Source organism: Nocardia pneumoniae NBRC 100136 (assembly GCF_000308755.1).
Lineage (GTDB): Bacteria > Actinomycetota > Actinomycetes > Mycobacteriales > Mycobacteriaceae > Nocardia > Nocardia pneumoniae.
The window spans coordinates 1-21,606 of record NZ_BAGF01000016.1; the positions used below are offsets into that span (position 1 = coordinate 1).

The 21,606-nt window shown below is 68.7% G+C and carries 21 protein-coding genes; 12 read left to right on the plus strand and 9 right to left on the minus strand.

Annotated elements, in window-relative coordinates; translation table 11 throughout:
* Window positions 1–170 precede the first annotated feature (170 nt).
* Window positions 171–659 carry a hypothetical protein gene (locus ON34_RS35750; RefSeq protein ID WP_040774120.1) on the minus strand — a complete coding sequence of 163 codons (489 nt, stop codon included), beginning with the start codon at window positions 657–659 and terminating at the stop codon, window positions 171–173.
* Between the two features lie 419 nt (window positions 660–1,078).
* On the opposite strand from ON34_RS35750, the gene ON34_RS03410 reads away from it, so the two are divergent.
* From ON34_RS03410 to ON34_RS03450, 9 genes are all read left to right on the plus strand, one after another.
* Window positions 1,079–1,492 (plus strand): roadblock/LC7 domain-containing protein, encoded by a 414-nt coding sequence (locus ON34_RS03410; RefSeq protein WP_011207200.1) that lies wholly within the window; start codon window positions 1,079–1,081, stop codon window positions 1,490–1,492.
* A 7-nt stretch (window positions 1,493–1,499) separates the two neighbouring features.
* Window positions 1,500–1,874 carry a DUF742 domain-containing protein gene (locus ON34_RS03415; protein WP_014981573.1) on the plus strand — a complete coding sequence of 125 codons (375 nt, stop codon included), beginning with the start codon at window positions 1,500–1,502 and terminating at the stop codon, window positions 1,872–1,874.
* A complete protein-coding gene (locus ON34_RS03420; protein WP_174371998.1) occupies window positions 1,855–2,457 on the plus strand; it encodes a GTP-binding protein in 603 nt (200 codons plus the stop codon). Before ON34_RS03415 ends, ON34_RS03420 begins: the two co-directional genes overlap by 20 nt.
* A 51-nt stretch (window positions 2,458–2,508) precedes the next feature.
* A complete protein-coding gene (locus tag ON34_RS03425; protein ID WP_040774124.1) occupies window positions 2,509–4,077 on the plus strand; it encodes an acetyl-coenzyme A carboxylase carboxyl transferase subunits beta/alpha in 1,569 nt (522 codons plus the stop codon).
* Window positions 4,078–4,178: 101 nt separating this feature from the next.
* Window positions 4,179–5,036, plus strand: coding sequence for an aldo/keto reductase (locus ON34_RS03430; protein WP_040774366.1), 858 nt, complete (start codon window positions 4,179–4,181; stop codon window positions 5,034–5,036).
* A gap of 84 nt (window positions 5,037–5,120) precedes the next feature.
* Window positions 5,121–5,849, plus strand: a complete 729-nt coding sequence (locus tag ON34_RS03435; protein WP_040774126.1) for an enoyl-CoA hydratase — start codon at window positions 5,121–5,123, stop codon at window positions 5,847–5,849.
* Window positions 5,849–6,991: an MBL fold metallo-hydrolase gene (locus ON34_RS03440; protein WP_040774128.1), complete on the plus strand. Its 1,143-nt coding sequence runs from the start codon at window positions 5,849–5,851 to the stop codon at window positions 6,989–6,991. The genes ON34_RS03435 and ON34_RS03440 overlap by 1 nt, the downstream gene beginning before the upstream one ends.
* Before the next feature lie 39 nt (window positions 6,992–7,030).
* A complete protein-coding gene (locus ON34_RS03445; RefSeq protein ID WP_040774130.1) occupies window positions 7,031–7,237 on the plus strand; it encodes an antitoxin in 207 nt (68 codons plus the stop codon).
* 47 nt (window positions 7,238–7,284) lie between these two features.
* Window positions 7,285–9,609 carry an ATP-dependent DNA ligase gene (locus ON34_RS03450; RefSeq protein ID WP_040774134.1) on the plus strand — a complete coding sequence of 775 codons (2,325 nt, stop codon included), beginning with the start codon at window positions 7,285–7,287 and terminating at the stop codon, window positions 9,607–9,609.
* 48 nt (window positions 9,610–9,657) lie between these two features.
* Here ON34_RS03450 and ON34_RS03455 read toward each other — a convergent pair whose 3' ends face one another.
* Window positions 9,658–10,302 (minus strand): cysteine hydrolase family protein, encoded by a 645-nt coding sequence (locus ON34_RS03455; protein ID WP_040774137.1) that lies wholly within the window; start codon window positions 10,300–10,302, stop codon window positions 9,658–9,660.
* 248 nt (window positions 10,303–10,550) lie between these two features.
* Between ON34_RS03455 and ON34_RS03460 the strand changes: the two genes are divergently transcribed.
* On the plus strand, window positions 10,551–11,819 hold the full coding sequence (locus ON34_RS03460) for a lipase family protein (RefSeq protein ID WP_051022111.1): 1,269 nt from the start codon (window positions 10,551–10,553) through the stop codon (window positions 11,817–11,819).
* A gap of 98 nt (window positions 11,820–11,917) precedes the next feature.
* Here ON34_RS03460 and ON34_RS03465 read toward each other — a convergent pair whose 3' ends face one another.
* The 4 genes from ON34_RS03465 to ON34_RS03480 form a co-directional block, all read right to left on the minus strand.
* Window positions 11,918–12,571: a DUF8020 domain-containing protein gene (locus tag ON34_RS03465; RefSeq protein WP_040774138.1), complete on the minus strand. Its 654-nt coding sequence runs from the start codon at window positions 12,569–12,571 to the stop codon at window positions 11,918–11,920.
* Between the two features lie 413 nt (window positions 12,572–12,984).
* Window positions 12,985–13,722, minus strand: a complete 738-nt coding sequence (locus tag ON34_RS03470; protein WP_040774140.1) for an energy-coupling factor transporter transmembrane component T family protein — start codon at window positions 13,720–13,722, stop codon at window positions 12,985–12,987.
* A 55-nt stretch (window positions 13,723–13,777) separates the two neighbouring features.
* The gene (locus tag ON34_RS03475; RefSeq protein ID WP_063821630.1) at window positions 13,778–15,901 is read right to left on the minus strand and encodes an ABC transporter ATP-binding protein; all 2,124 of its coding nucleotides are present in this window, start codon (window positions 15,899–15,901) and stop codon (window positions 13,778–13,780) included.
* A 73-nt stretch (window positions 15,902–15,974) separates the two neighbouring features.
* Complete coding sequence (locus tag ON34_RS03480; RefSeq protein WP_040774143.1) at window positions 15,975–17,441, minus strand: flavin-containing monooxygenase; 1,467 nt, start codon at window positions 17,439–17,441, stop codon at window positions 15,975–15,977.
* Window positions 17,442–17,531: 90 nt separating this feature from the next.
* Between ON34_RS03480 and ON34_RS03485 the strand changes: the two genes are divergently transcribed.
* Window positions 17,532–18,593: an AraC family transcriptional regulator gene (locus ON34_RS03485; RefSeq protein ID WP_040774146.1), complete on the plus strand. Its 1,062-nt coding sequence runs from the start codon at window positions 17,532–17,534 to the stop codon at window positions 18,591–18,593.
* On the opposite strand, the gene ON34_RS03490 is transcribed toward ON34_RS03485, so the two are convergent.
* The 3 genes from ON34_RS03490 to ON34_RS03500 form a co-directional block, all read right to left on the minus strand.
* A complete protein-coding gene (locus tag ON34_RS03490) occupies window positions 18,590–19,267 on the minus strand; it encodes a hypothetical protein (protein WP_040774149.1) in 678 nt (225 codons plus the stop codon). The two genes, ON34_RS03485 and ON34_RS03490, sit on opposite strands and share 4 nt — an antisense overlap.
* Before the next feature lie 68 nt (window positions 19,268–19,335).
* Window positions 19,336–20,121: a metallophosphoesterase gene (locus ON34_RS03495; protein WP_245547868.1), complete on the minus strand. Its 786-nt coding sequence runs from the start codon at window positions 20,119–20,121 to the stop codon at window positions 19,336–19,338.
* Between the two features lie 146 nt (window positions 20,122–20,267).
* Window positions 20,268–20,729 carry a MarR family winged helix-turn-helix transcriptional regulator gene (locus ON34_RS03500; RefSeq protein WP_040774152.1) on the minus strand — a complete coding sequence of 154 codons (462 nt, stop codon included), beginning with the start codon at window positions 20,727–20,729 and terminating at the stop codon, window positions 20,268–20,270.
* A gap of 51 nt (window positions 20,730–20,780) precedes the next feature.
* Here ON34_RS03500 and ON34_RS03505 point away from each other — a divergent pair, with 51 nt between their 5' ends.
* Complete coding sequence (locus ON34_RS03505) at window positions 20,781–21,389, plus strand: TIGR03086 family metal-binding protein (protein ID WP_040774378.1); 609 nt, start codon at window positions 20,781–20,783, stop codon at window positions 21,387–21,389.
* Window positions 21,390–21,606: the final 217 nt, after the last annotated feature.

The window sequence follows — 21,606 nt, forward strand, 5'->3', positions numbered from 1 at the left end:
AGCGCGAGCCGGGCGCCACGAGTCTGCCGCCGCGCGAGCCGGGCGCCACCGGCTTGCCGCAGCGCCAGCCGGGGTCGAACGGTGCGCCGCAGCGTGAGTCGGCGCTGGGCGGTTTGCCCCAGCGTGACCCGGGCGCCACCGGCCTACCGCCCCGGCAGCCCGCGCCGAACCTACCGCAGCGCGACGCGACGCCCGGCGGTTTGCCGCAGCGCGATGCCGCCGCGCACAGTCTGCCGCAACGCGAATCCGGCAACGGGCTGCCACAGCGGGAGCCGAGCTCCGGTGCGCTGCCCTCGGTCAACGGCCTGCCGCGACGGGATTCGGCCGCCAGCGGTCTGCCCCAGCGTGAATCGGCGTCCGGTGGTCTGCACCAGCGTGAGTCGTCCGGTGGTCTGCACCAGCGTGAGTCGGCGCTGGGTGGTCTGCCGCAGCGTGAATCGCCGCTGGGCGGTCTGCCGCAGCGTCCGTCGGCGCCGACGAGCCCGCCGCAGCGGGAGAGCGGGTTGACCGGCCTGCCGCAGCGGCAGCCGGGCGCCCAAGCGCCGCAGCGTCAGCCCGTGCCACCGGGAGTCGCTCTGCCGCAACGGGGTGGCGGTGGCCAGCACGCCGCGAGCGATGAGCAGCAGTCCACCACGTCCGGCCGTGATCCCGGTAAGCACAGCTACCGGTCCAACCCGGCGAAGACGGCCTCGTTCTTCCAGACCAGGCTGCAGCCAGCGGCCGAGTCGGAGTCGGCGATGGGATCGACGCCGATCTTCGCTGAAATGATGTCGGCGTGGCTCTCGGACCCCAACGCGGATCGGTCGCAGGTGGCCGCCTCCTTCGAGTCTCCGGGCGACGAAGGATGGCAGGCAGCTCGCCGTGCGAGCGAGGCGCAGGCCGAAAAGAGGACGGCCGCGGGGTTGCCGCAACGCAATCCGGGCGGAAGGCTTGTCCCGGGTGGTGTCAGCGGTGCGGCCGATCGGGCGCCGCGTCGCGATCCAGAAACGATCAGGTCCAGCTTGAGTCGTCACCAGCAGGGCGTCCGGGATGGCCGCGCAATGAGAGCAATGAACCTAACCGGAGATAAAGGAGACCGATGAACCCCGATCTAGGTGGTACGAACCGTCAGCTGGATTGGCTGGTTTCGAACTTTGCCAACGAGGTTCCTGGCGTAGCCCATGCCGTCCTGGTCTCGGCTGACGGCCTACTCATGGCCGCGAGTGCCCAGCTGCCTGTCGATCGCGCCGAACAGCTCTCGGCCGTGACGGCCGGTCTGGCCAGCCTGTCAGTCGGCGTCTCGAACCTGTTCGAGGGCGGCACCGTGCTGCAGTCCGTCGTCGAGATGGAGCACGGCTACCTGCTACTCATGGCTGTCGGCGACGGTTCCTATCTCGCGGTGCTGACCAACACCTCGTGTGATATCGGTCAGGTCGGTTACGAGATGGCTCTGTTGGTCGAGCGGGTTGGCCAGACTGTTCAGGCCACGCCACGCGTCACGATGGGTTCCTGATGGTGGGATGGACATAGAAGATCACCGCGTGGGAAGCGCCGAGCCGAGCCTCGTACGCCCGTACTCGCTGACCGCGGGCCGGACCAGGCCTGCGGTCGAGTTGGCGTTGGAAGCCCTCGTCGCATCGCATCCGGTCGCCCTCGAGCGGCAGTTCGAACTGACCAACATCGAGACGTCAATCGTGGAGTTGTGCAGAGAATCGCCGTCCGTTGCCGAGGTAGCAGCCAGACTGGGTATCCCCATTGGGGTAGCCCGCGTGCTCGTAGCCGACCTGATCGAGGCCGGACACGTGCGCGTTTCGGCGACATTGAAAGACGATTCCAGCGACGATGAACGTCGCGAGCTGATCGAAAGGGTTCTCAGTGGACTCCGGCGTATTTGATTCGACGGCACAGGTCGACACCCGCACCAGCAAGCCGACATCGGCGAAGATCGTGGTCGCGGGTGGCTTCGGCGTCGGGAAGACCACGTTGGTCGGTGCCGTCTCGGAGATCGTTCCGCTGCGCACCGAGGCATTGGTGACCAATGCCAGTGCCGGGATCGACAACCTGACCGGCATTCCGATGAAGTCCACCACCACCGTGGCGATGGACTTCGGTCGAATCAGCCTCGCCGACGATCTGGTGCTGTACCTGTTCGGCACGCCCGGCCAGTACCGATTCTGGTTCATGTGGGACGACCTGATCCGCGGCGCCATCGGCGCGGTGGTGCTGGTCGACACTCGCAGGCTGGAGGACAGCTTCGCGGCTGTCGACTATTTCGAAGCGCGCAACCTACCCTTCCTGGTGGCGCTCAACGAGTTCGACGACGCACCGCGATACCCGATCGAGGACATTCGACAGGCGCTGGCCGTGCCCGCCGATGTGCCGATCCTGTCCATCGACGCCCGGCGGCGGGAACCCGCCAAGCAGGCGCTGGTCGCGCTCACCGAGTACGCCCTGCGCAAGGTGATGCAGGGCTACTGAGTGCTCGCGCGGCACGCCGGCGCACCGGGTAGGGCCGGATAGGCTCGCCCGGTGCGTACTTCGGCGCGGGAGTTCCTGGGGCAACTGCTCGATACGGACTCGTTCGTCAGCTGGGACCGGCCGCCGGTGACGGTGGCCGCGACCGCCCGGTATCGCGAAGCCTTGCGGACGGCGGCGGTGGCGGCGGGTACCGATGAATCCGTGCTCACCGGGGAAGGGCTGCTGCGCGGTCGTCGCGTGGCCGTGATCGCCTGCGAGTTCGCGTTTCTGGCCGGTTCGATCGGCGTCGCCGCGGCGGAGCGGATCGTCGCTGCTGTCGAGCGCGCCACCGAACTCGGGCTGCCGCTGATCGCTTCACCGACCTCCGGCGGCACCAGGATGCAAGAGGGCACCGTCGCGTTCGTGCAGATGGTGAAGATCGCCGGTGCGGTCGCGGCCCATAAATCGGCTGGTCACCCCTATCTGGTCTACCTCCGCGATCCCACGATGGGCGGCGTCTTCGCCTCGTGGGGCTCGCTGGGGCACATCACGTTCGCCGAGCCTGGTGCGCTGATCGGGTTTCTCGGCCCGCGGGTCTATCAGGCCCTGTACGGCAAACCGTTTCCGGAGGGCGTGCAGACCGCGGAGAACTTGTACCGTCGCGGCGTCATCGACGGCGTGCTGCCGATACCCGTTTTCCGTCGCATCGCCCACCGCGCGCTGAGCGTGTTCAGTGGCGTCCAACTGCCCGATCCCACCGCGGTGGGAGATGCTGCCGGATTGCCGCCAACGGCAGCGTCGGCTCGCGATTCCGCTGCGGTGCAACAGGTCCGGCGTGATGATTCGACGAATCCACCCCGGGACAATCCGGTGTGGCAGTCGGTCGTGATCTCGCGCCGCCCGCAGCGGCCGGGCATTCGCGACCTGTTGCGTCATGTGACGCAACGGGTTCCGCTCAGCGGCACCGGCCAGGGTGAATCGGATCGAACCGCGGTGCTCGCGCTGGGACGCTTCCGTGGGCAGCCATGCGTGGTGTTCGGACACGACCGAAGCGGCCAGCAAGGCGAGAACACCATGGGTCCGGCCGCACTGCGTGAGGCGCGGCGCAGTATGGCGCTTGCTCAGGAGTTGCGGCTGCCGCTGGTGCTGGTCATCGACACCGTGGGCGCGGCTCTCTCGAAGGAAGCCGAGGAACGGGGTCTGGCCCCGGAAATCGCACGCTGCATAGCGGATCTGGTGACCCTGGATACCCCGACCGTCTCGGTGCTGCTCGGTCAGGGCACCGGCGGAGGCGCGCTGGCGCTGCTGCCCGCCGACCGGGTACTGGCCGCGACGCACGCCTGGCTGGCTCCGCTGCCGCCGGAAGGGGCCAGCGCCATCGTGTTCCGCGACACCGATCACGCTCCGGAACTCGCTGCGGCCCAACGAATCAGCGCCGCCGACCTGCTCGCCGACGGTGTGGTCGACCGCATCGTGCCCGAGCTTCCCGACGCCGCGGACGAGCCGGTGGACTTCGCCCGCCGAATGGTCGCCGCGATCGCGAACGAACTCGCGAACCTGCGTGCCCGGCCGGAACCGGAGGTGCTAGCGGCACGACAGGTGCGCTACCGGAGACTCGGACTGCCCGGCGACACGAGCTGATCTTCGCGAAGCCCTCGACAGCCAGGCTCCCCAGCAAATTGCAGGCCAACACACCCGAGCGCGTGATTGACGGTTCGGCGCCGCACTTCTACCGTCGGAATGTGACCTTCAGAAGCGAGACCAGCACCGTTCCCTCGATCGTGCTGAACGACGGGAACGTGATCCCGCAGCTCGGTTTCGGCGTGTTCCAAGTGCCCGCCGACGATGCCTTCCCGGCGGTCACCACCGCGCTCGAGGTGGGTTATCGCAGCATCGACACGGCGGCGATCTACGGGAACGAAGAGGGCACCGGTCGTGCGATCCGGGAATACGGACTGCCCCGGGACGAGATCTACGTGACGACCAAGCTGTGGAACTCCGAGCAGGGCTACGACGCCACGCTGCGCGCCTTCGACGCCAGCCTGGCCCGGCTCGGTTTGGACTACCTCGACCTCTACCTCATCCACTGGCCGGTGGCCGCCGCGGGCCGGTTCATCGATACGTTCCGCGCCTTCCAGGCGCTGAAGTCGCAGGGGCGGGTGAAGTCGATCGGCGTCTCGAACTTCACGGTCGAGAATCTGCAACGGCTCATCGCCGAAACCGGCGAGATCCCGGTGGTGAACCAGATCGAGCTGCACCCCCGGTTGGCGCAGCGGGAACTGCGTGAGTTCCATGCCGCGAACGCGATCGCCACCGAGGCCTGGAGCCCGCTCGGTCAGGGCACCGTGCTCGACGACAGCACCGTCACCGCGGTGGCCGCCGAGGTCGGTCGCACTCCGGCGCAGGTGATCATCCGCTGGCACCTGCAGCTGGGCAATATCGTCATCCCGAAGTCGGTCACGCCGTCGCGGATCGCGGAGAACTTCGACGTCTTCGACTTCGAGCTCACCCCGCAGCAGATGAACGCGATCACCGCGCTGGACAGCGGCGCGCGCATCGGCCCCGACCCGGATACGTTCACCGTGGGTCTGATCAACTGACCTCCCCGCCTCTCCGGGTCTTCAGGCTTCCCCGCCTGTGGCAGAGTGAAGAGACCAGACGGACCGTTCAGCTGGGGAGGTCGCATGCTCGGCGTCAGCCGCGATGGTGACGTGGTCACCATCGAACTTCAGCGGGAGGAGCGCCGCAACGCGCTCGATTACGAACTCGTGACATCGCTGCGCGAGGCCGTCCTCGCCGCCGTCGCCGACCAGGCGCGGGTCATCGTGCTGACCGGACGTGGTCCGGTGTTCTGTGCCGGGGCCGATCTGTCCGGGGTGTATTCCGGTGATTTCCTGTCCGGGCTGCTGGAGATGTTGCACGCCATCGAATCGGCGCCGATCCCGGTGATTTCGGCGATCAACGGCGCCGCGATCGGTGCTGGCGTGCAGCTGGCGCTCGCCTCGGATTTGCGGGTGATGTCGCCGGAGGCGTATCTGGCGATCCCGGCCGCGAAGCTGGGCATCACGGTGGACCGGTGGACCGTGCGCAGGCTGGCCGCGCTGATCGGCGGCGGTCCGGCCAGGACCGTGCTGCTCGGGGCGGAGCAGATCCCGGCCGAGGACGCCTACACCTTCGGGTTCGCCAACCGGATCGGCGGTCTCGCCGACGCGCAGGCCTGGGCGAAGCACATCGCGGCCTTGGCGCCGCTGTCGCTGCGTCACATGAAGCTGGTGCTCAACGACGATGGGACGCGTGATCCGGACAACGCGCAGCAGCGCGCGGCGCTGGAGGCGGCATGGACGAGTGAGGATGCCAAGGAGGGACGTTTGGCCAGGCAGGAAAAGCGCGCCGCGAGGTTCGTGGGGCGATGATGGGCATTCGACGTATCGCGGGCGCCGCCGCGGGCGCGCTCGGCATCACGTGGGTGGTCCGGGCGGTGTGGGACATCCCGTCGGCGATGGGCGCTTCGATCTCGGCGATCCAGCCCTACGCGGCGGGGGCGACCAGCTACCGAAATCGCCAGTTCCACAACACCGAACCCAGCAGTCAGGTGGTCGCCGGCTCGGCTCCGTCGCTGTTGATCTCGGCACTGACCCAGCGCAACGCGGGCAGGCCGCAGGGAGCCATTCCGCTGCGCACGCCACGGCCGCCGAGTGAGGCGGCCGCTCTCGCCGTCACCTGGTACGGCCACGCCACCACGCTCATCGAGGTCGACGGATACCGGATTCTCACCGATCCGGTCTGGAGCGAACGGGTTTCGCCCTCGGCGCTGGTCGGGCCCGCGCGCATGCATCCGGTGCCGCAGCCGCTGTCCGAGCTGCCCCCGGTCGACGCGGTGATCATTTCGCACGACCACTACGACCACCTGGACAAGGAGACCGTCCGGGAACTGGTGGCACTGCAGAGCGCGCCGTTCATCGTGCCGATCGGCATCGGCGCGCACCTGCGGCACTGGGGCGTCCCGGAGTCGCGGATCGTCGAATTGGATTGGGGCGCTTCGGTATCGCTCGCCGAGCTGGGCCGGGAACGGGGCGGCGCGGATCTGACCCTCACCTGTACCGAGGCGCGGCATTTCTCCGGGCGCGGCCTGCTGCGCAACACCACACTCTGGGCGTCGTGGTCGATCGCCAGTCCGACGCGGCGGGTCTACTTCGGTGGCGATACCGGATACACGAAGGCGTTCGCCGCGGCGGGCGCGGCGCTCGGTCCGTTCGACTTGACGCTGCTGCCCATCGGCGCCTACGACGTGCGCTGGCCGGACGTGCACATGAACCCCGAGGAGGCGGTCCGGGCGCACGCCGATCTGTGCGTCGGCGATCCCGGCCACGGCCTGTTCGTGCCCATCCACTGGGCGACGTTCAATCTCGCCTTCCATGGCTGGTCCGAGCCGGTCCGGCGGATGGTGGCGGCCGCCCGGTCGGCGGGTACGGCCGTCGCGGTGCCGATGCCGGGTCAGCGTGTGGACCCGATGAACGCGGCACCAGGGGATTCCTGGTGGGAGAATGTTGGTTGAACGACTCCGGCTAGTTGGCGACAGGAAGGATGGACGGCGATGAGTTTCGCGGACACGCTCAAAGGCCTGGTCGACAAGGGGAAGGACGCGGCGGCCAAGAACGCCGACAAGATCAACCAGGGGATCGACAAGGCCGGTGACTTCATCGACCAGAAGACCCACGGCAAGTACACGGACAAGATCGCCAAGGGCAAGGAGGCCGCCAAGAAGGTGGTCCCGCCGGATCAGTCCGGGCCGCACGCCTGAGCCCGCGGCGGAGACCGTCGCGGGTCTCCGCCGCTAGACTTGCGAATATGGTGGCCCGCCGAGAGTTCGGTGGTATCGAGGTTGAGCTGAGCAACCTCGACAAGGTGCTGTACCCGGCCACCGGCACCACCAAAGGCGAAGTCATCGCCTACTATTCGGCGATCGCCCCCGCGATGCTGCCGCACATCGCGGGACGAGCGGTCACCCGGAAGCGCTGGCCCAACGGGGTGGACGAGCCCTCTTTCTTCGAGAAGAATCTCGCCTCGCACGCGCCGTCCTGGATCGAGCGTCGCACGATGCGCCATTCCGGCCGCAAGGTCGTCTACCCGCTGATCGATTCCGAAGCCGGTCTGGCCTGGGTCGGTCAGCAGGCATCGCTGGAAGTCCATGTGCCGCAATGGCGTTTCGACGACGATCAGATGGGTTCGGCGACCAGGCTGGTCTTCGACCTCGACCCGGGCGAAGGAGCCGGGCTCGCCGAATGTGCCGAGGTGGCGCTCATGCTGCGCGACATGGTGGAGGGGATCGGGTTGCATGCCTTCCCGGTCACCAGCGGCAGCAAGGGCATTCACCTCTACGTGCCTTTGGATCGGGAACTCAGCCCGGATGGCGCGTCCACCGTGGCCAAGCAGGTGGCGACGAATCTGCAACGGCTGCATCCGGATCTGGTCACCGCGACAATGGCGAAATCGGCTCGGGGCGGGAAGGTCTTCCTGGATTGGAGCCAGAACAACCCGGCCAAGACCACGATCGCGCCCTACTCGATGCGCGGGCGTCAGCAGCCGAACGCCGCCGCCCCACGTACCTGGAAGGAGATCGAGAACCGGAAGAAGCTGCGGCACTTGCGATTCGACGAGGTGCTGGCCAGGTATCGAGCGGATGGCGATCTGCTCGCGGAGCTGGATCCACCGCTCGCGCAGGATGACTCGGCACGGACGGGTTCGGACGCGCTGACGAAGTACCGGTCGATGCGGGACCCGTCCCGGACGCCCGAGCCGGTTCCGGCCGAGCCTCCCGCGCCGGGCGCGAACAACCGTTATGTGGTGCACGAGCACCATGCGCGCCGCCTGCACTGGGACGTGCGGCTGGAGCGCGACGGGGTGCTGGCGTCCTGGGCGGTGCCGAAGGGCCCGCCTACCTCGCCGGATCAGAACCGGCTCGCGGTGCACACCGAGGATCATCCGCTGGAGTATCTCGATTTCCACGGCGCCATCCCGAAGGGCGAGTACGGCGCCGGTGAGATGACGATTTGGGATTCCGGCACCTACGACACCGAGAAATGGCGTGATGACGAGGTCATCGTCCAGTTCCACGGCGCGCGGCTCACCGGTCGGTACGCGCTGATCCAGACCAACGGCAACCAGTGGCTGATGCACCTGATGCGTGCTCAGAACGGCTCCGAGGCGAAGGAGGAGCCGGGAGACAGGCAGGCCTCCGGCCGGATCATCCGGCCGTCGAGCGCGCCTTCGCCGCTTCCGCGTGGGCTGTCGCCGATGCTGGCGACACCCGGAGACGTCGCCGAACTCGACGCCGACGAATGGTCTTTCGAGACGAAATGGGACGGTTTCCGGCTGATCGCCGAGATCGAGTCCGGTGCGATCACCTTGCGCAGCCGGGCGGGGAACGTGGTGACCGCTCGCTATCCCGGGATCGCGGAGCTGGCCCGCGAGCTCTCCGGGCACAGCGCGGTGTTGGACGGTGAGGCGGTGGTCTTCGACGACCACGGCGTCGCCAATCTCGGTCTGCTGCAGGCCGGTGCGGCGCGAGCGGTGTTCGTCGCCTTCGACGTGCTGTATCTGGACGGCACGTCCCTGGTGCGCAAGCGATATGCCGATCGCCGCCGGGTGCTGGAGGCGCTGGCCGCGAACGCCCCCTCGATGGTGGTGCCGCCGCGACTGGACGGGCCGGGCGCGCAAGCGGTGCGCTACAGCCAGGAGCACGGCCTGGAGGGCGTGATCGCCAAACGCAAGGATTCGGTGTATCTGCCGGGCAAGCGCGGGCATTCCTGGGTGAAGCAGCGCAATTGGCGTACCCAGCAGGTGTTGATCGGCGGCTGGCGGCGCAGTGGAGCGCGGAACTTCAAGTCGCTGCTGGTCGGCATTCCGCACGACGGCGGGTTGTACTACGTGGGGCGGGTCGGCACCGGTTTCAGCGAGCCGGACATGCGAGAGCTGGCTGCCCGGCTGCGGAAGCTGGAACGAAAGACCTCCCCGTTCGACAACGAACTCACCGCCGAGGAGCGCAAGGAGGCGGTGTGGGTGACGCCGAAACTCGGCGGCCGAGTGCGGTTCATGAATTGGACCGAGGCAGGCCGGTTGTGGCATCCGGCGTGGGTCGGCGACGCACCGGGGAAGGCGCTGGGTCGGCAGTGACGCCGACCGGGACATGGCCGCGTGGCAGGGCCATGTCCCGGTGTGCGGTCAGTTGGCGCCCGCGAGCAGTGGGGTGATGGTCGCGGTGTCGGTCACCAAGGCGTGGCCTTGGAACTCGAAATCGTCGTAGGCGCGCGCCATGGCCGATTCGTCCCTGCCGCCGCAGGCATCGCTGATCACCACGGGGACGAAACCGAGATCGGTGGAGTGGGTCACCGTGGGGGCGATGCCGATCTCCAGCGCGACGCCCGCGATCGCGTAGACGCCGATGCGCAGGTCGCGCAGCATCGAGGCGAGCGGGGTGCCCTCGAACGCCGACATCGAGGTCTTGTCGAACACCACCTCGTCGGCGCGCGGCCGCAGTTCGGGAACCAGTTCGAAGGCAGGGGTGTCGCGCTGCAGGATGAACCGCAGCTTGTCCGGCGAATCCACCTGCTGCCAGTTCATCGCCATGCGCAGCGCGAAGGCGCCGCTGAGTCGCTCGGGCAGGAAGAAATGGCGCAGGAAGACCACCGGGTAGCCACCGGAGCGCGCCGCGTCGACCACCCGCACCACCCGCTCGACGATCTCCTGGCCGTCCGGCAGCTGGCTGAGCACCCCGACCTGCATGTCGTAGACGAGCACCGCCATCCGGTCCGGGGCGCACACGTCGGCGAGTCCTTCGGGGATGTCCAGTCCGTTGCCATGTCGCATGCTCGGCTACTCCTGTTCGTCGCGCCCACGCCGCGGGCGGGGCGGTATCTGACGGCTATTGTGTTGCGCTAGGGGCATTTTCAGATCACTGTAACCAGTCCCGGCGGACAACCGCGGCGATGGGCGTGACCTGCGATCGACCGTTGCCGGGCGGGTGATACGGCAGTAGCGTTGATGACCAGAGGCGGGAGTGCGTCGGCGCCGACGGCACCCGCGCACTTTGGCCTCGCTGGAGTGGGGAGGCCCTGATGAAGGATATTCACGCGGCGCCTGTCACCGAGCAGACGCGGCATCGGCCTACGTGCGCGGCCGTTCTGCGCGCCCTTCTATCCGTCCTGGTCGTTCTGGTCCTCGGTTCGGTCTGCGCCCCGGCGGCGTCCGCGCAGCTGCCGCCCCCGGACTACGACCCGTTCTACGCGGCCCCCGCAGACCTAGGTTCGTTCTGGAACGGTGCTGTCATCGACGCTCGTCCGATCGCCTTGTTCGGTCTGGCCCTGCCGATTTCGGCATGGCAGGTGAAGTATCGGACCACCGACTCCAGTGGCCGTCCCGCGGCCTATGTGGCGACCGTGATGGTGCCGACGTTGCCGTGGTTCGGCCCAGGAGCGCGGCCGTTGCTGTCGTATCAGGTCCCCGAGGACAGTCTCGGCACCCGGTGCGCGCCGTCCTACGCGCTGCGCGGAGGCTGGGATACCGGCGCGGTCAACACGCTGATCGATACGCCGTTCATGGCGGAGGCGCTTCGGCGCGGGTGGGCCCTCGTGGTCAGCGATTACGAGGGGCCGCAGTCCCGGTTCCTGGACGGGGTCAACTCCGGGCGTGGTGTGCTGGACGGCATCCGGGCCGCCCGCGACTTCCCGGCAGCCGGGCTCGGACCCGACACTCCTATTGGCGCCTGGGGATATTCGGGCGGGGCCTTCGCCACGCTGTGGGCCGCGCAGCTGCAGCCGGAGTACGCGCCGGACGTCCGGTTCGCCGGGATCACCTCGGGCGGCGTTCCTGCGGATTGGCCCGCCATCGCCCGCCGCGCGGACGGCTCCGTGCAGGCCGGGCTGGCCTTGCTCATCCTGTTCGCCATCGCCCGCAACGATCCCGCGACGGGCGTGCTGGATTTGCTCAACGATCGTGGGCAGGCGGCGCTGATCGAGAACAGCGCGGCCTGCGGGTCCGATCTCGTGCCCAAGTACGTCGGAGCGCGTGTGGACGACTTCACCACGGTTCCGGACGTGCTGTCGCATCCGGCCTTCCGTGCCGCGACCGACGCCCAGGAACTCGGCGGCAGCGCGCCGGCCGTGCCGACGTACCTCTACCACAGCATCACCGACGACGTGATTCCCGTGGCGGGCTTCACCGAGCTGATCGGTCGTTACTGCGCCCAGGGCGCGAGCATCACCTCGGTGCACTCGATGCTGCCCACCCACAATCCGGCGGCGATCGGCGAGGCGCCGGGGGCGATGAACTTTCTCGCGGACCGGTTCGCGGGAGTGCCGGTCGCTCCGGGGTGTCAATCGCGATAGAGGATACGGTCCCCGGCATAGACGAAAGCGCACCGAATCGGTGGGTGATTCGGTGCGCGTCGTCCCCGGGCTCGGGGCACTGTCTCCGGGTGAGCGAGTCAGTTCCGCGGACGGCCGGTGGTGTCCGCCCACTTGGTGGTGCCCGGCGCGGCATTGAGCGTGCTGAGCAGGTCGATTCCGGCGACGATGAGGGTCGGTCCACCGGCGACGATGGTGCCGATGATGGCGCCGACGCCCGCGCCCGCGATGACGCTCGCGATCACGGTGGGACCGCCGATGACTCCGGTGAGTCCGACCAGCGCGCCGATGATCGTGCCGATGAAGCCGCCGACCGCGGTGGCGATGCCGAACTGGGAAAGGAACGCGTCCATCGCCTGCTGGTTCTCGTACGGCGAGGCGACCGGCGTTGCGGTCGGGCGCGCCTGCGCCGCGTCCTTGACGACGGTCAACTCGAGTACTCGGCCCGCGTCACGTACGGCGTGCGGCAAGGGGTACTCGAGCCCGTCCTGGCGGAACGCGAGCGGCAGTGTGAGCGCGACGTTTCCGGCCTGGTCCTTGATGGCGACGGCGTCGTCGCGCACGTCGAACGTGCCCGCGGTGAGCGTCGTGACGATCCGGTTCCCGACCAGTTGCGCCTCGTACCCGATATTCGGGACCGGCGCCGTGGCCGGTTCCGCGTGCGTGGCGCCCGCGCCGACCGTTAGCGCCGCGACGAGTGGTACAACCGCGGCGGTGACTTTCCGGAGAATCATTTCCCTGGTTTCCAATCTTCATCAGGTTTGTAGCAAAGAGAACGCGGCACGCGCTGAAATTCCTTCCCCCACTGGCGTGTACATCCGTGATGTGATTCAGAAGACAGTTACTTCCGAGTGATAACTGTACTGCGACGGAAGGGTTTAGATCACGAATTGAGAGGGTATTCTTCCCTCCTTTTCGGTCCCCGATCTACTTATAGCTCTTAGCTATTCGATGATTGATGCGCTCCGTGGAACCGGTCAGCACCACCCTGGCATCGCGGAGTCACTGCGGGCCGCCGGTAATCGACCTGCCCCTGTCGGTTCGGCGACGACCGGCCCCACGGATTTCGCCAGGAGTCAGCAAACATTCAGATACCTGGCTTTCCGACTGACGCATACCCGGCGCTTTCCAGCGCCCGGGCCCCGGCTCAGACCAGCAGGTGCAGGGCGACCGCGCCGAGGCAGGTCGCGACGACCACGGCCAGAGCGAAGACGTCGCGACGGCCGGGAGAGCCGGGATGTGCGGTGAGTTCCCCGGTTCCGCCGCGCGCGGTGATCGCCTCGCCCAGTTCACCGGCGCGGCGGGTGGAGACCGCCATCGCCGCGGTGAGGATATCGATGAGGGGGTTGTCGGCGGCGCGATACAGCAGGCTGTCCTTGGGACGGAGGCGGCGAGCCGCCCGCAGCACCCGGATCTCCTCGATGAGCAGGGGAAGACCGCGGAGGGTCAGTGCGACGACGACGGCCCATTCGTCCACGGGGATCCGGAGTGTGCGCAACGGCGCGCCCAATGTGGCCAGGGCGGGCGCGATCTCGCTCATCGGCGTGGTCCACGCGATGAGGAACGAGGCGAAGAGCAGAACCAAGCCGAACGCGACGATCTGCGCGTACCGCAGCACAGCCGCGCTGCCGACCGGCACGTTGATCAGGGCGCCTGCCGCGAGCAGCACCCAGAACCACCACGGCAGCCGGGGCAGTGTGCCGAGCGGCAACCGCGCGACCAGGCCGACGCAGACCAGGAAGACGATCATCACCCCGAGCACCGGCCAGGACGGCAGGAACATCGGCAACAGACTGATCAGGAAGACCCCGATCATCTTGGTACCCGCCCACAGCCGGTGCACCGGACTGTCGAGGGGAACCTGGCGCAAAAGGACAGCACTCATGCTCGCGCCTCCCTGGCGCTCGGCTCGGGCAGGACCGCAGGGGCGGCGGTGGCGCTCATCGGGAACCTCCGTGCTCGAGCCGCCACGCCGCGTCGCTGGGCGGGCGCAGCGCCGCGGACCGGGAATCGGCGGGTGCGGCGGCGCTGCTGGACATGGCTTCGCGCACCGACTCGGCCGCCAGAACGCGTCCCGACCGCAGTTGCACCGTGCGGTCGCACACCGCCGCCATGTCGGCCACGTCGTGCGAGATGACGATCAGCGTCAGCCCCGAATCACGCAGCCGCGCAAGCAGTTCCACGATGTCGGCGCGGCCCTCCGGATCGAGCCCGGCGAGCGGCTCGTCGAGCACGACCACCTGCGGATGGCTGGCCACGATCGCCGCGAGCACCACCCGCTTGGCCTGGCCGCCGCTGAGTTCCTCGATGGAGCGGGCGGCCAGCGCCCGATCCAGCCCCACGGCGTCCAGCGCTCGCCCGACCGCGCCCGAGCCGGTCGCCCGCCCGCCCCAGTCCGCGATCTCCGCGCCGACGGTCTGTTTCTGCAACTGCAGGCGAGAGTGCTGGAAGGCCAGCGCCACCCGCCCGATCTGCTTGCTGATCGGCTTCCCGTGCAGTTCACAACGGCCGGAACTCGGCTCGATCAGCCCGGCCATGATCCAGGCCAGAGTCGATTTGCCCGATCCGTTCCCGCCGACCACCAGCAGCGCTTCGCCGCGCCGGACCGACAGGTCGACGCCGTGCAGGGCGGCCGCTTCCCACGGCGTCGCGCGGTTGTAGGTGTGCCGGACGTCGCGCAGCTCGAGGATCGGCTCGCCGATCGGTCTGCGCCGCGCGTCGCGCACCGGGCGCGGCCAGGCGGGCAGGTGCGCGACGGACCGGCCCGCGGCCAAGTGGACGACCCGGTCGGCCGCGGCGGCGTCGGCTTCGTGATGGGTCACCAGCACCACGGCCATCGAGTGCCGCTTCGGCAGTGCCGCGAGCAGTTCCACGAGTTCACGGCGCCCGTCCGGATCGATCATCGAGGTCGCCTCGTCGGCGATCAGCAGCGCGGGGCGGCGGGCCAGCGCCGCGGCGACGGCCAAGCGCTGCTGTTGTCCGCCGGACAGCGTGGCGGTCTCCTTGCCGCCCATCCCGGCGAGCCCGACTTCGCCGAGCAATCCGTCCACATCCACGTCGGCGGCGAGTTCGGGCGGCAAACCCCACACCACGTCGTCGGCGACGAGCACGCCCAAGGTCTGGCTCTCCGGCCGCTGCATCACCAGCGCCGTTCCGCCCAGGCGCCCGAGCCCGGCCGACCCGGGACGCCGCACCGATCCCGAGGTGGGCGGCAGTCCGGCGAGCAGCCGCGTCAACGTCGACTTGCCCGATCCGTTGTGCCCCACCACGGCGACGAACTCGCCGACGCCGACGGTCAGGTCGATCTCGCGCAGGGCGTCGCGCGCGGCACCCGGATAGCGGAAACCCGCGGCGCGCAGGGTGACCGGTAGCGGTGCGATGGGCCGGTCGTCGTGCGGCGCGTCGAGCCGGTCTCGTCCGGGCAGCCAGGCGAGCCGGTCGAGCACCGAGCCGAGCACGTACCAGGAGAACAGCCCGGTGGCGACCATGCCGAGGGCGACGCTGCCGCCGACCCACGCCCACCACCAGCGCAGCGCGGAGTCGGCCAGGTCGGCCGCGGCCTGCCCGAGCGGTTCCAGCTGCGCTTGGCGCGCCGCCAGTTCCTGGATGCCGCGTGTGGTGTTGCGGATGTTGTCGAACAGCAGCTCGCGCGCCGCCGAGAGCAGCAGCAGTGATCCGACCGCGAAGGCCGCCCAGACCAGGCCGGTCAGCAGGGCGAGGCCGAGCACCCCGACGACACCGCCGCCGCGCCGCTTCACGATGCCGATGATGCCGCCCATCGTCGCCGAGGCGACCACCGCGGTCGCGGGCACCACACCGGCCGCGACGAAGGTGACCAGCGTGGCGGCGATGGTCGCGGTGACCAGCGCGCGCAACCGGTAGCGGTGCGCGATCAGCCCCATCGGCACGGCGGCGACCAGCTGCAGAGCGGCCGCGAACGGAATCACCGATCCGATGGTGACCAACCCGACGGTGGCCCCGCCGAGCACGGCGCCGGTGGCCAACTCGATCGGGCGCAGCGGTCCCCGCTCAGCCGGTTCGCCCGCATGGGCCAGTCCACTCACAGCACAAGTCTGCCAGCCCGGCGACCCGCGCCGGGTTTCGGTGAATTCGCGCTGTTCAGCAGTGTCCGGTGGATCAGGAGACCGGCGTGAGGGTGTAGTGCGCGGGATCGAGGTGACGGGTGCGGCGGCGGTAGCTGGTCTGCGAGCCGGGCCAGTTGTTGGTGATGCGGCCCGCGGCGTCGCGGTACCAGCTGGCGCAGAAGTTCCACGGCGTGCGGGCCAGCCGTCGCTGGAGGACGGTGTTGTAGTCCTGCTCCAGATCCGCGCGCACGTCCAGGCAGTGGCCGGGGTGGTCGGTGAGCAACTGGACGGCCTGACGGATGTAGCGGGCCTGCGACTCGAGCATGTAGATGATGGAGCCGACGCCGAGATTGGTGTTCGGCCCGTAGACCAGGAACAGATTCGGGAAATCCGGCACGGCGATGCCGTAGTACGCGTGCGCGCCCTCGGCCCAGGCTTCCGAGAGCGTGCGGCCCGCGCGACCGCGGATAGTCATCGGCCAGAGGAATTCGGTGCCCTTGAAACCGGTGCCGTAGATGATCACGTCCACCTCGTGCACCGCCCCGTCGGCGGTGCGCAGGCCCTCCGGGATGATCTCCGTGATCGGCGTGGTCTCCACCCGCACGTTCGGCTGGGTCAGCGCAGGGTAGTAGTCGTTGGAGAACAGGACGCGTTTGCAACCGATCGGGTAGTCGGGGGTGAGTTTGTCCCGCAGGTCCGGGTCCTCGACCTGTCTGGCCAGGTGCCAGGCGGCGATGCGGGCCATGAACCGCGTGATCGCGGGAAGCTCGACCAGCCCGAGGGAGAAGAATTCGGCGATCGACCACCAGCCGAACCGTTCGACCAGCAGCGCACCGGGCACCCGGGCGAACAGGTTGTGCTGGATCGGGGAGTAGTCGGTGTCGAATTTCGGGATCACCCAGGCAGGGGTGCGCTGGAACAGCGTCAGGTGGGCGACCTTCGGCTGAATTTCCGGGATGTACTGGACGGCGCTGGCCCCGGTGCCGACGCAGGCGACGCGTTTGCCGGTGAGCTCGACGTCGTGGTCCCACTCGGCCGAGTGGAACGACGGGCCGCTGAAGCTGTCCAGGCCCGGGATGGCCGGCATGGCCGGGCGGGACAGCTGGCCGACCGCCGAGATCAGCACGTCCGCGGTCCGGGTGTCCTCATCGGCGGTGCGGACGGTCCAGTGGCCGGTGGCGTCGTCGAATTCCGCGTCGGTCACGGTGGTGTCGAACTGGATCGCGTCGAGCACGCCGTGCCGTTCGGCGACGCCGCGCAGGTAGCCGTGGATGGCCGCGCGCCCCGAGTACCGCTGCGGCCAGTCCGGCTTCGGTTCGAACGAGTACGAGTACAACGGGGACGGCACGTCGCAGGCGGCGCCGGGGTAGGTGTTCTCCCGCCACACCCCGCCGAGGTCGGCCGCGCGCTCGAGGATGGTGATGTCGTGGAAACCGTGGCGGCGCAATTCGATCGCCATCCCGATGCCGCCGAAGCCTGCGCCGATGATGAGGATCGCCGGCCCATTGCGCGCTGTCACGGGGCACCACACTCCTCATTGCGACCGTAGATGACTCCACTGTAGGAGCCCGCGGTCCGTCGTATCGAGAAATTCGGCCATACTGTCCGCGTGGAGCGCGTGCAGGATCCGGAGATCCGCGATTGGAACTTCCCGCGCGGCGTGGCCAGCGTGGCGCTGATGGTCGGCTACGCGGTCGAGCACGGCGTGCCCACCGCGCGCATGCTGCACGGCACCGGGCTGACCGAGCAGCAGCTGCGGGACCCGGACGCGCAGATCGACGCGCATACCGAATTGGCGGTGATCCGCAATCTGGCCCGTGCGCTCGCCGACCGGCCCGCCCTTGGCGTCGAGGTGGGCCGCCGCTATCGGATCACGACGTTCGGCATTTTCGGGTTCGCCTGCGTCAGCAGCCCGACGCTCGGGGAGGCGATCGACTTCGCGCTGCGCTACCTGGACCTCAGCTTCACCTTCTGCCTACCGGAGGCCCAGTTTCGCGAGGACGAGTTCGTCGCCGTGGTGCACGACGAGTCGGTGCCCGCGGACGTGCGCCAGTTCCTCGTCGAACGCGACGTCACCGCGATGCACCAGGTGATGAGCGACCTGCTCGGCACGCGGCTGCCGCTGACCAGGGCCGAATTCCGGTTTCCCGCACCGAGTTACGCGGACCGGATCGAGGAGGTCACGGCGGTGCCGCCGCGATTCGGCATGCCGGACAACCTGTTCGCCATCGAACCCGTCCTGCTGGAACGGCCGCTGCCCCAGGCCAACGAGCACACCTGGGCGATGTGCCTGGCGCAGTGCCGTGAGCTGGTGCACCGGCGCAGGGCCCGCACGGGCATCGCGGCCGAGGTTCGGGAGCGCTTGGTGCCGCGCGGTGGCGTGGACGGATTCGCCGCGCCGCCCGGCATCGACGCGGTGGCAAGCGATTTGAACATGAGCACGCGCACGCTGCGCCGCCACCTCGACGCCGCCGGCACCAGTTATCGCGCTCTGCTGGACGAAGTCCGCCGCGCCTTGGCCGAGGAAATGCTCACGGCCACACCGCTATCGGTGAGCGATGTCGCGATCCGTCTCGGCTACGCCGAAGCCTCGACATTCATCTTCGCGTTCAAGCGGTGGACCGGTAACACCCCCGCGGCCTATCGCCGCGAACGCGCCGCCCGACGTTAGCCCCCTTCGCCGCGCCCGCTCCGGCTGCCGGTATAGGCCAGCTCGCGGATCTTGCCGATCGCTTTGGGGAACAGTTCTACTTCCGATGGGTGATTGAGCATCGGATCGAAATAGTCCGTCCGGTACTCGGCCGATTCGGCATGCCGCAGCGTGATGTGGGCCAGTCGCAGTCGTGGCCCGCCAAGACGGCTCGCGGTGAGGGTGAAACTCACCATGCGCTCGTCCAGAAAGGAGTCCATTGCCTCGAGCGATGCCGACGCGGGCTGCTCGCCGTCGGGCTCGGCGAAGAACCAGGTTGGCGCGGAATTGCCGATCCGGTAGGGCTGCAAGGAACCGTAGCGGGCGCTGGCCCAGCCGCGGGCCGGGGTGAACACCAGTCGGCCGAGCAATCCGCCTCCGGTGGTGGCCAAGGTGAAATCCCACGGTTCGTCGTCGCGATCGAGCACCCGGAACGCGAATCCGAGCACATCGGGCAGGCCGCCCGGCATTCCCGCCCCCTTGGACAACCGCGCGATCACCGCTCGCTCACCGGCTCCGAAGAGCGGCTCGAACTCAGTCTCCGCGTGCAATCGGCCGGACAGGTGCAGACCGTTGGGATGGAACACCCGAGCATGCCGGATACGCGCTCCGGTCGCGAACGCGCCTTTCACCATTGCGGCTGGTAGGTCGACCATGGCGGTGCCTCCGGGTAGACGTCCGTTGTGTCTCCCGATTGCCCCGGCACGCGCCGGGTAAACCGCGCTCAGCCCGGCTGCACGCCGATCCGGCCGCCCATCGGAACCGTACGGAAATGCGTGGTCAGGCGGTAATCGTCATCGATGACGTGCAGCGAGACCGCCGGGTCGGGCGCGTAGTCCATGACGTGGTCGGGCAGGTCCAGTTCCCATTCACCGGCCAGCACCGACGCCGTGCTCGGCGCCACCAGCAGCGGGCGCCCCGCGAACGTGGTGGTCGCCGCGGAGTGCGCGTGCCCGGTGAGCACCGCGACGATCCGCTCGTCGGCGGCGACCAGGTCGGCGAGCCGCTGCGGGTCGGCGAGTGCGATCTCGTCCACGATCGGGCTGTGCAGACGCGCGGGCGGGTGGTGCAGCGCGAGCAGGATCGGCTTGCCCGCGGGCGCCGCCGCGAGTACGTCGCGCAACCAGCCGTAGGTCTCCTCGGAGAGTCGTCCACCCGCCTCGCCGGGGATGCTCGAATCCAGCAGGGCGATGGTGAGATCACCGATCCGATGGACCCGGTTGATCGGGGCGGCGGAGGTGTGCTCGCCGAGCAGCGCGGTGCGGAATCCGGCGCGGTCGTCGTGGTTGCCCGGGATGGCGTACAGCGGGATCTCGGTGTCGAACGCGAGCTTGGCCTCGGCGTACTGCTCGGGTTTACCGGAATCGGTGATGTCGCCGGTCACCAGAATGGCATCGGGCCTGCGGCGCAGGCCGGCGAGGAATGCCAGCACCCGCTGCACACGTTCGGCATTGCGGGTGCCGAGATCGAAATGTGTGTCGCTGACCTGAGCCACCAGGATCATCGGCATTCGCTTTCGCTAGGGGTTCGCTGCGTTGCGTCAGAGTGTGCCCGGGTCGCGGCCTCGGCACTTCCTCAGGCTAGTTGACCTGCGTATTACCCGTCGTCATGACGCTCGCCACCCGCTTTGTCGTGCTCGTTGATTTGTGGTCGCAGTCACAATGGGGGCTTCGCTTCGCTTCCGTCTCGAGACTGCTCGGCTACCGCGTCGGACAGAATGCGCAGGGCGCGCAGGAACACGCGCCGGTCCGCGGTGGGCAGCCGCTCGAGCAATCGGTCTTCTCGGGCCTGGATATCGCGCTGGGCGCGATCCCGCAGCGCCCGGCCCGCCTCGGTGAGCGATACCAGGTTCACCCGCCGGTCCGCCGGATCCGGTTCGCGGGCGATGAGACCGCGCCGCTGCAACTCGTCGAGCACGCCGATGATGCGGGTCTTGTCCGCGCCGATCGCTTTGGCCAGCGCCGCCTGGGTGTAGACGGGCTCGGCGCCGAGGCCGAGCAGGACGGCATACCCCCACATCGACAACTCGTATCGGTCCAGGACGGGCAACTCCGCGGCCATGAGCGCCCGCCCGAGCGGCACGATCATCGCGGCGAGATCGGGACGGGCGTTCGGCATGGGTCGACGATACTGCTTGGCATATCGTACGCAGGCGCTTACGATATGCTCATGCATACAATTAACCCAGAGGAACTCCGCGGTCGGCACGCCCGCGCCGTCGACCTGAGCGTGGCCGCCGTCGCCCGTGTGCGACGTGATCAGCTCGGCAACGAAACGCCCTGTGCGGCTTGGCGGCTCCAGGATCTGCTGGAGCACATGATCGCGCAGAACCACGGCTTCGCCGCCGCCGCGCGCGGCGGCGATGATCCCGCGCTCTGGACCGTCCGCCCTTCCGCCGATCCGGTCGCGGACTATCGCGCCTCGGCCGACGACGTGCTCGCCGCGTTCGCTGCCGAGGACCTCTTCGAGCGCACGCTCGAGCTCGCGGAAATCCTGCCCGGCTACGGTTTTCCCGCGGCACGCGCGATCGGATTCCACTTGGTGGACAGCGTCGTCCACGCCTGGGATGTCGCGCGATCGATCGGCGACACCATCACTCTCGACGCCGACTTGGCCGAGGAGGCGCTGCGAGTCGCCCTCGCGGTCCCCGACGGCCCGGAACGCTCGGCGCCCGGCGCCGCCTTCGCACCGGGACTGGTCGTCGCGGAAGGAACTCCGAAACTGGATCGAATGCTGCTCGTCCTCGGCCGCTCACCGAACTGGCCGGACGCCGCCTGATCGCTGCTGGTTCGAAAACGGCAGTGCGCCGCATCCACGGGCAGTTCGGGACTTTCACCCCGCCGGGAGATTTGCGCCGCAGTTCGGCGATGCCACCTCCACTACGGGCGCGCGGTGCTCGCATAGGAACGCTCGACTGGCCCGACCGAGCTCTTCGCATAGCGTTTCCACTCGTCGGAGGGGGTGCTGAGGAAACGAGACGTATGCGTGGAACTCG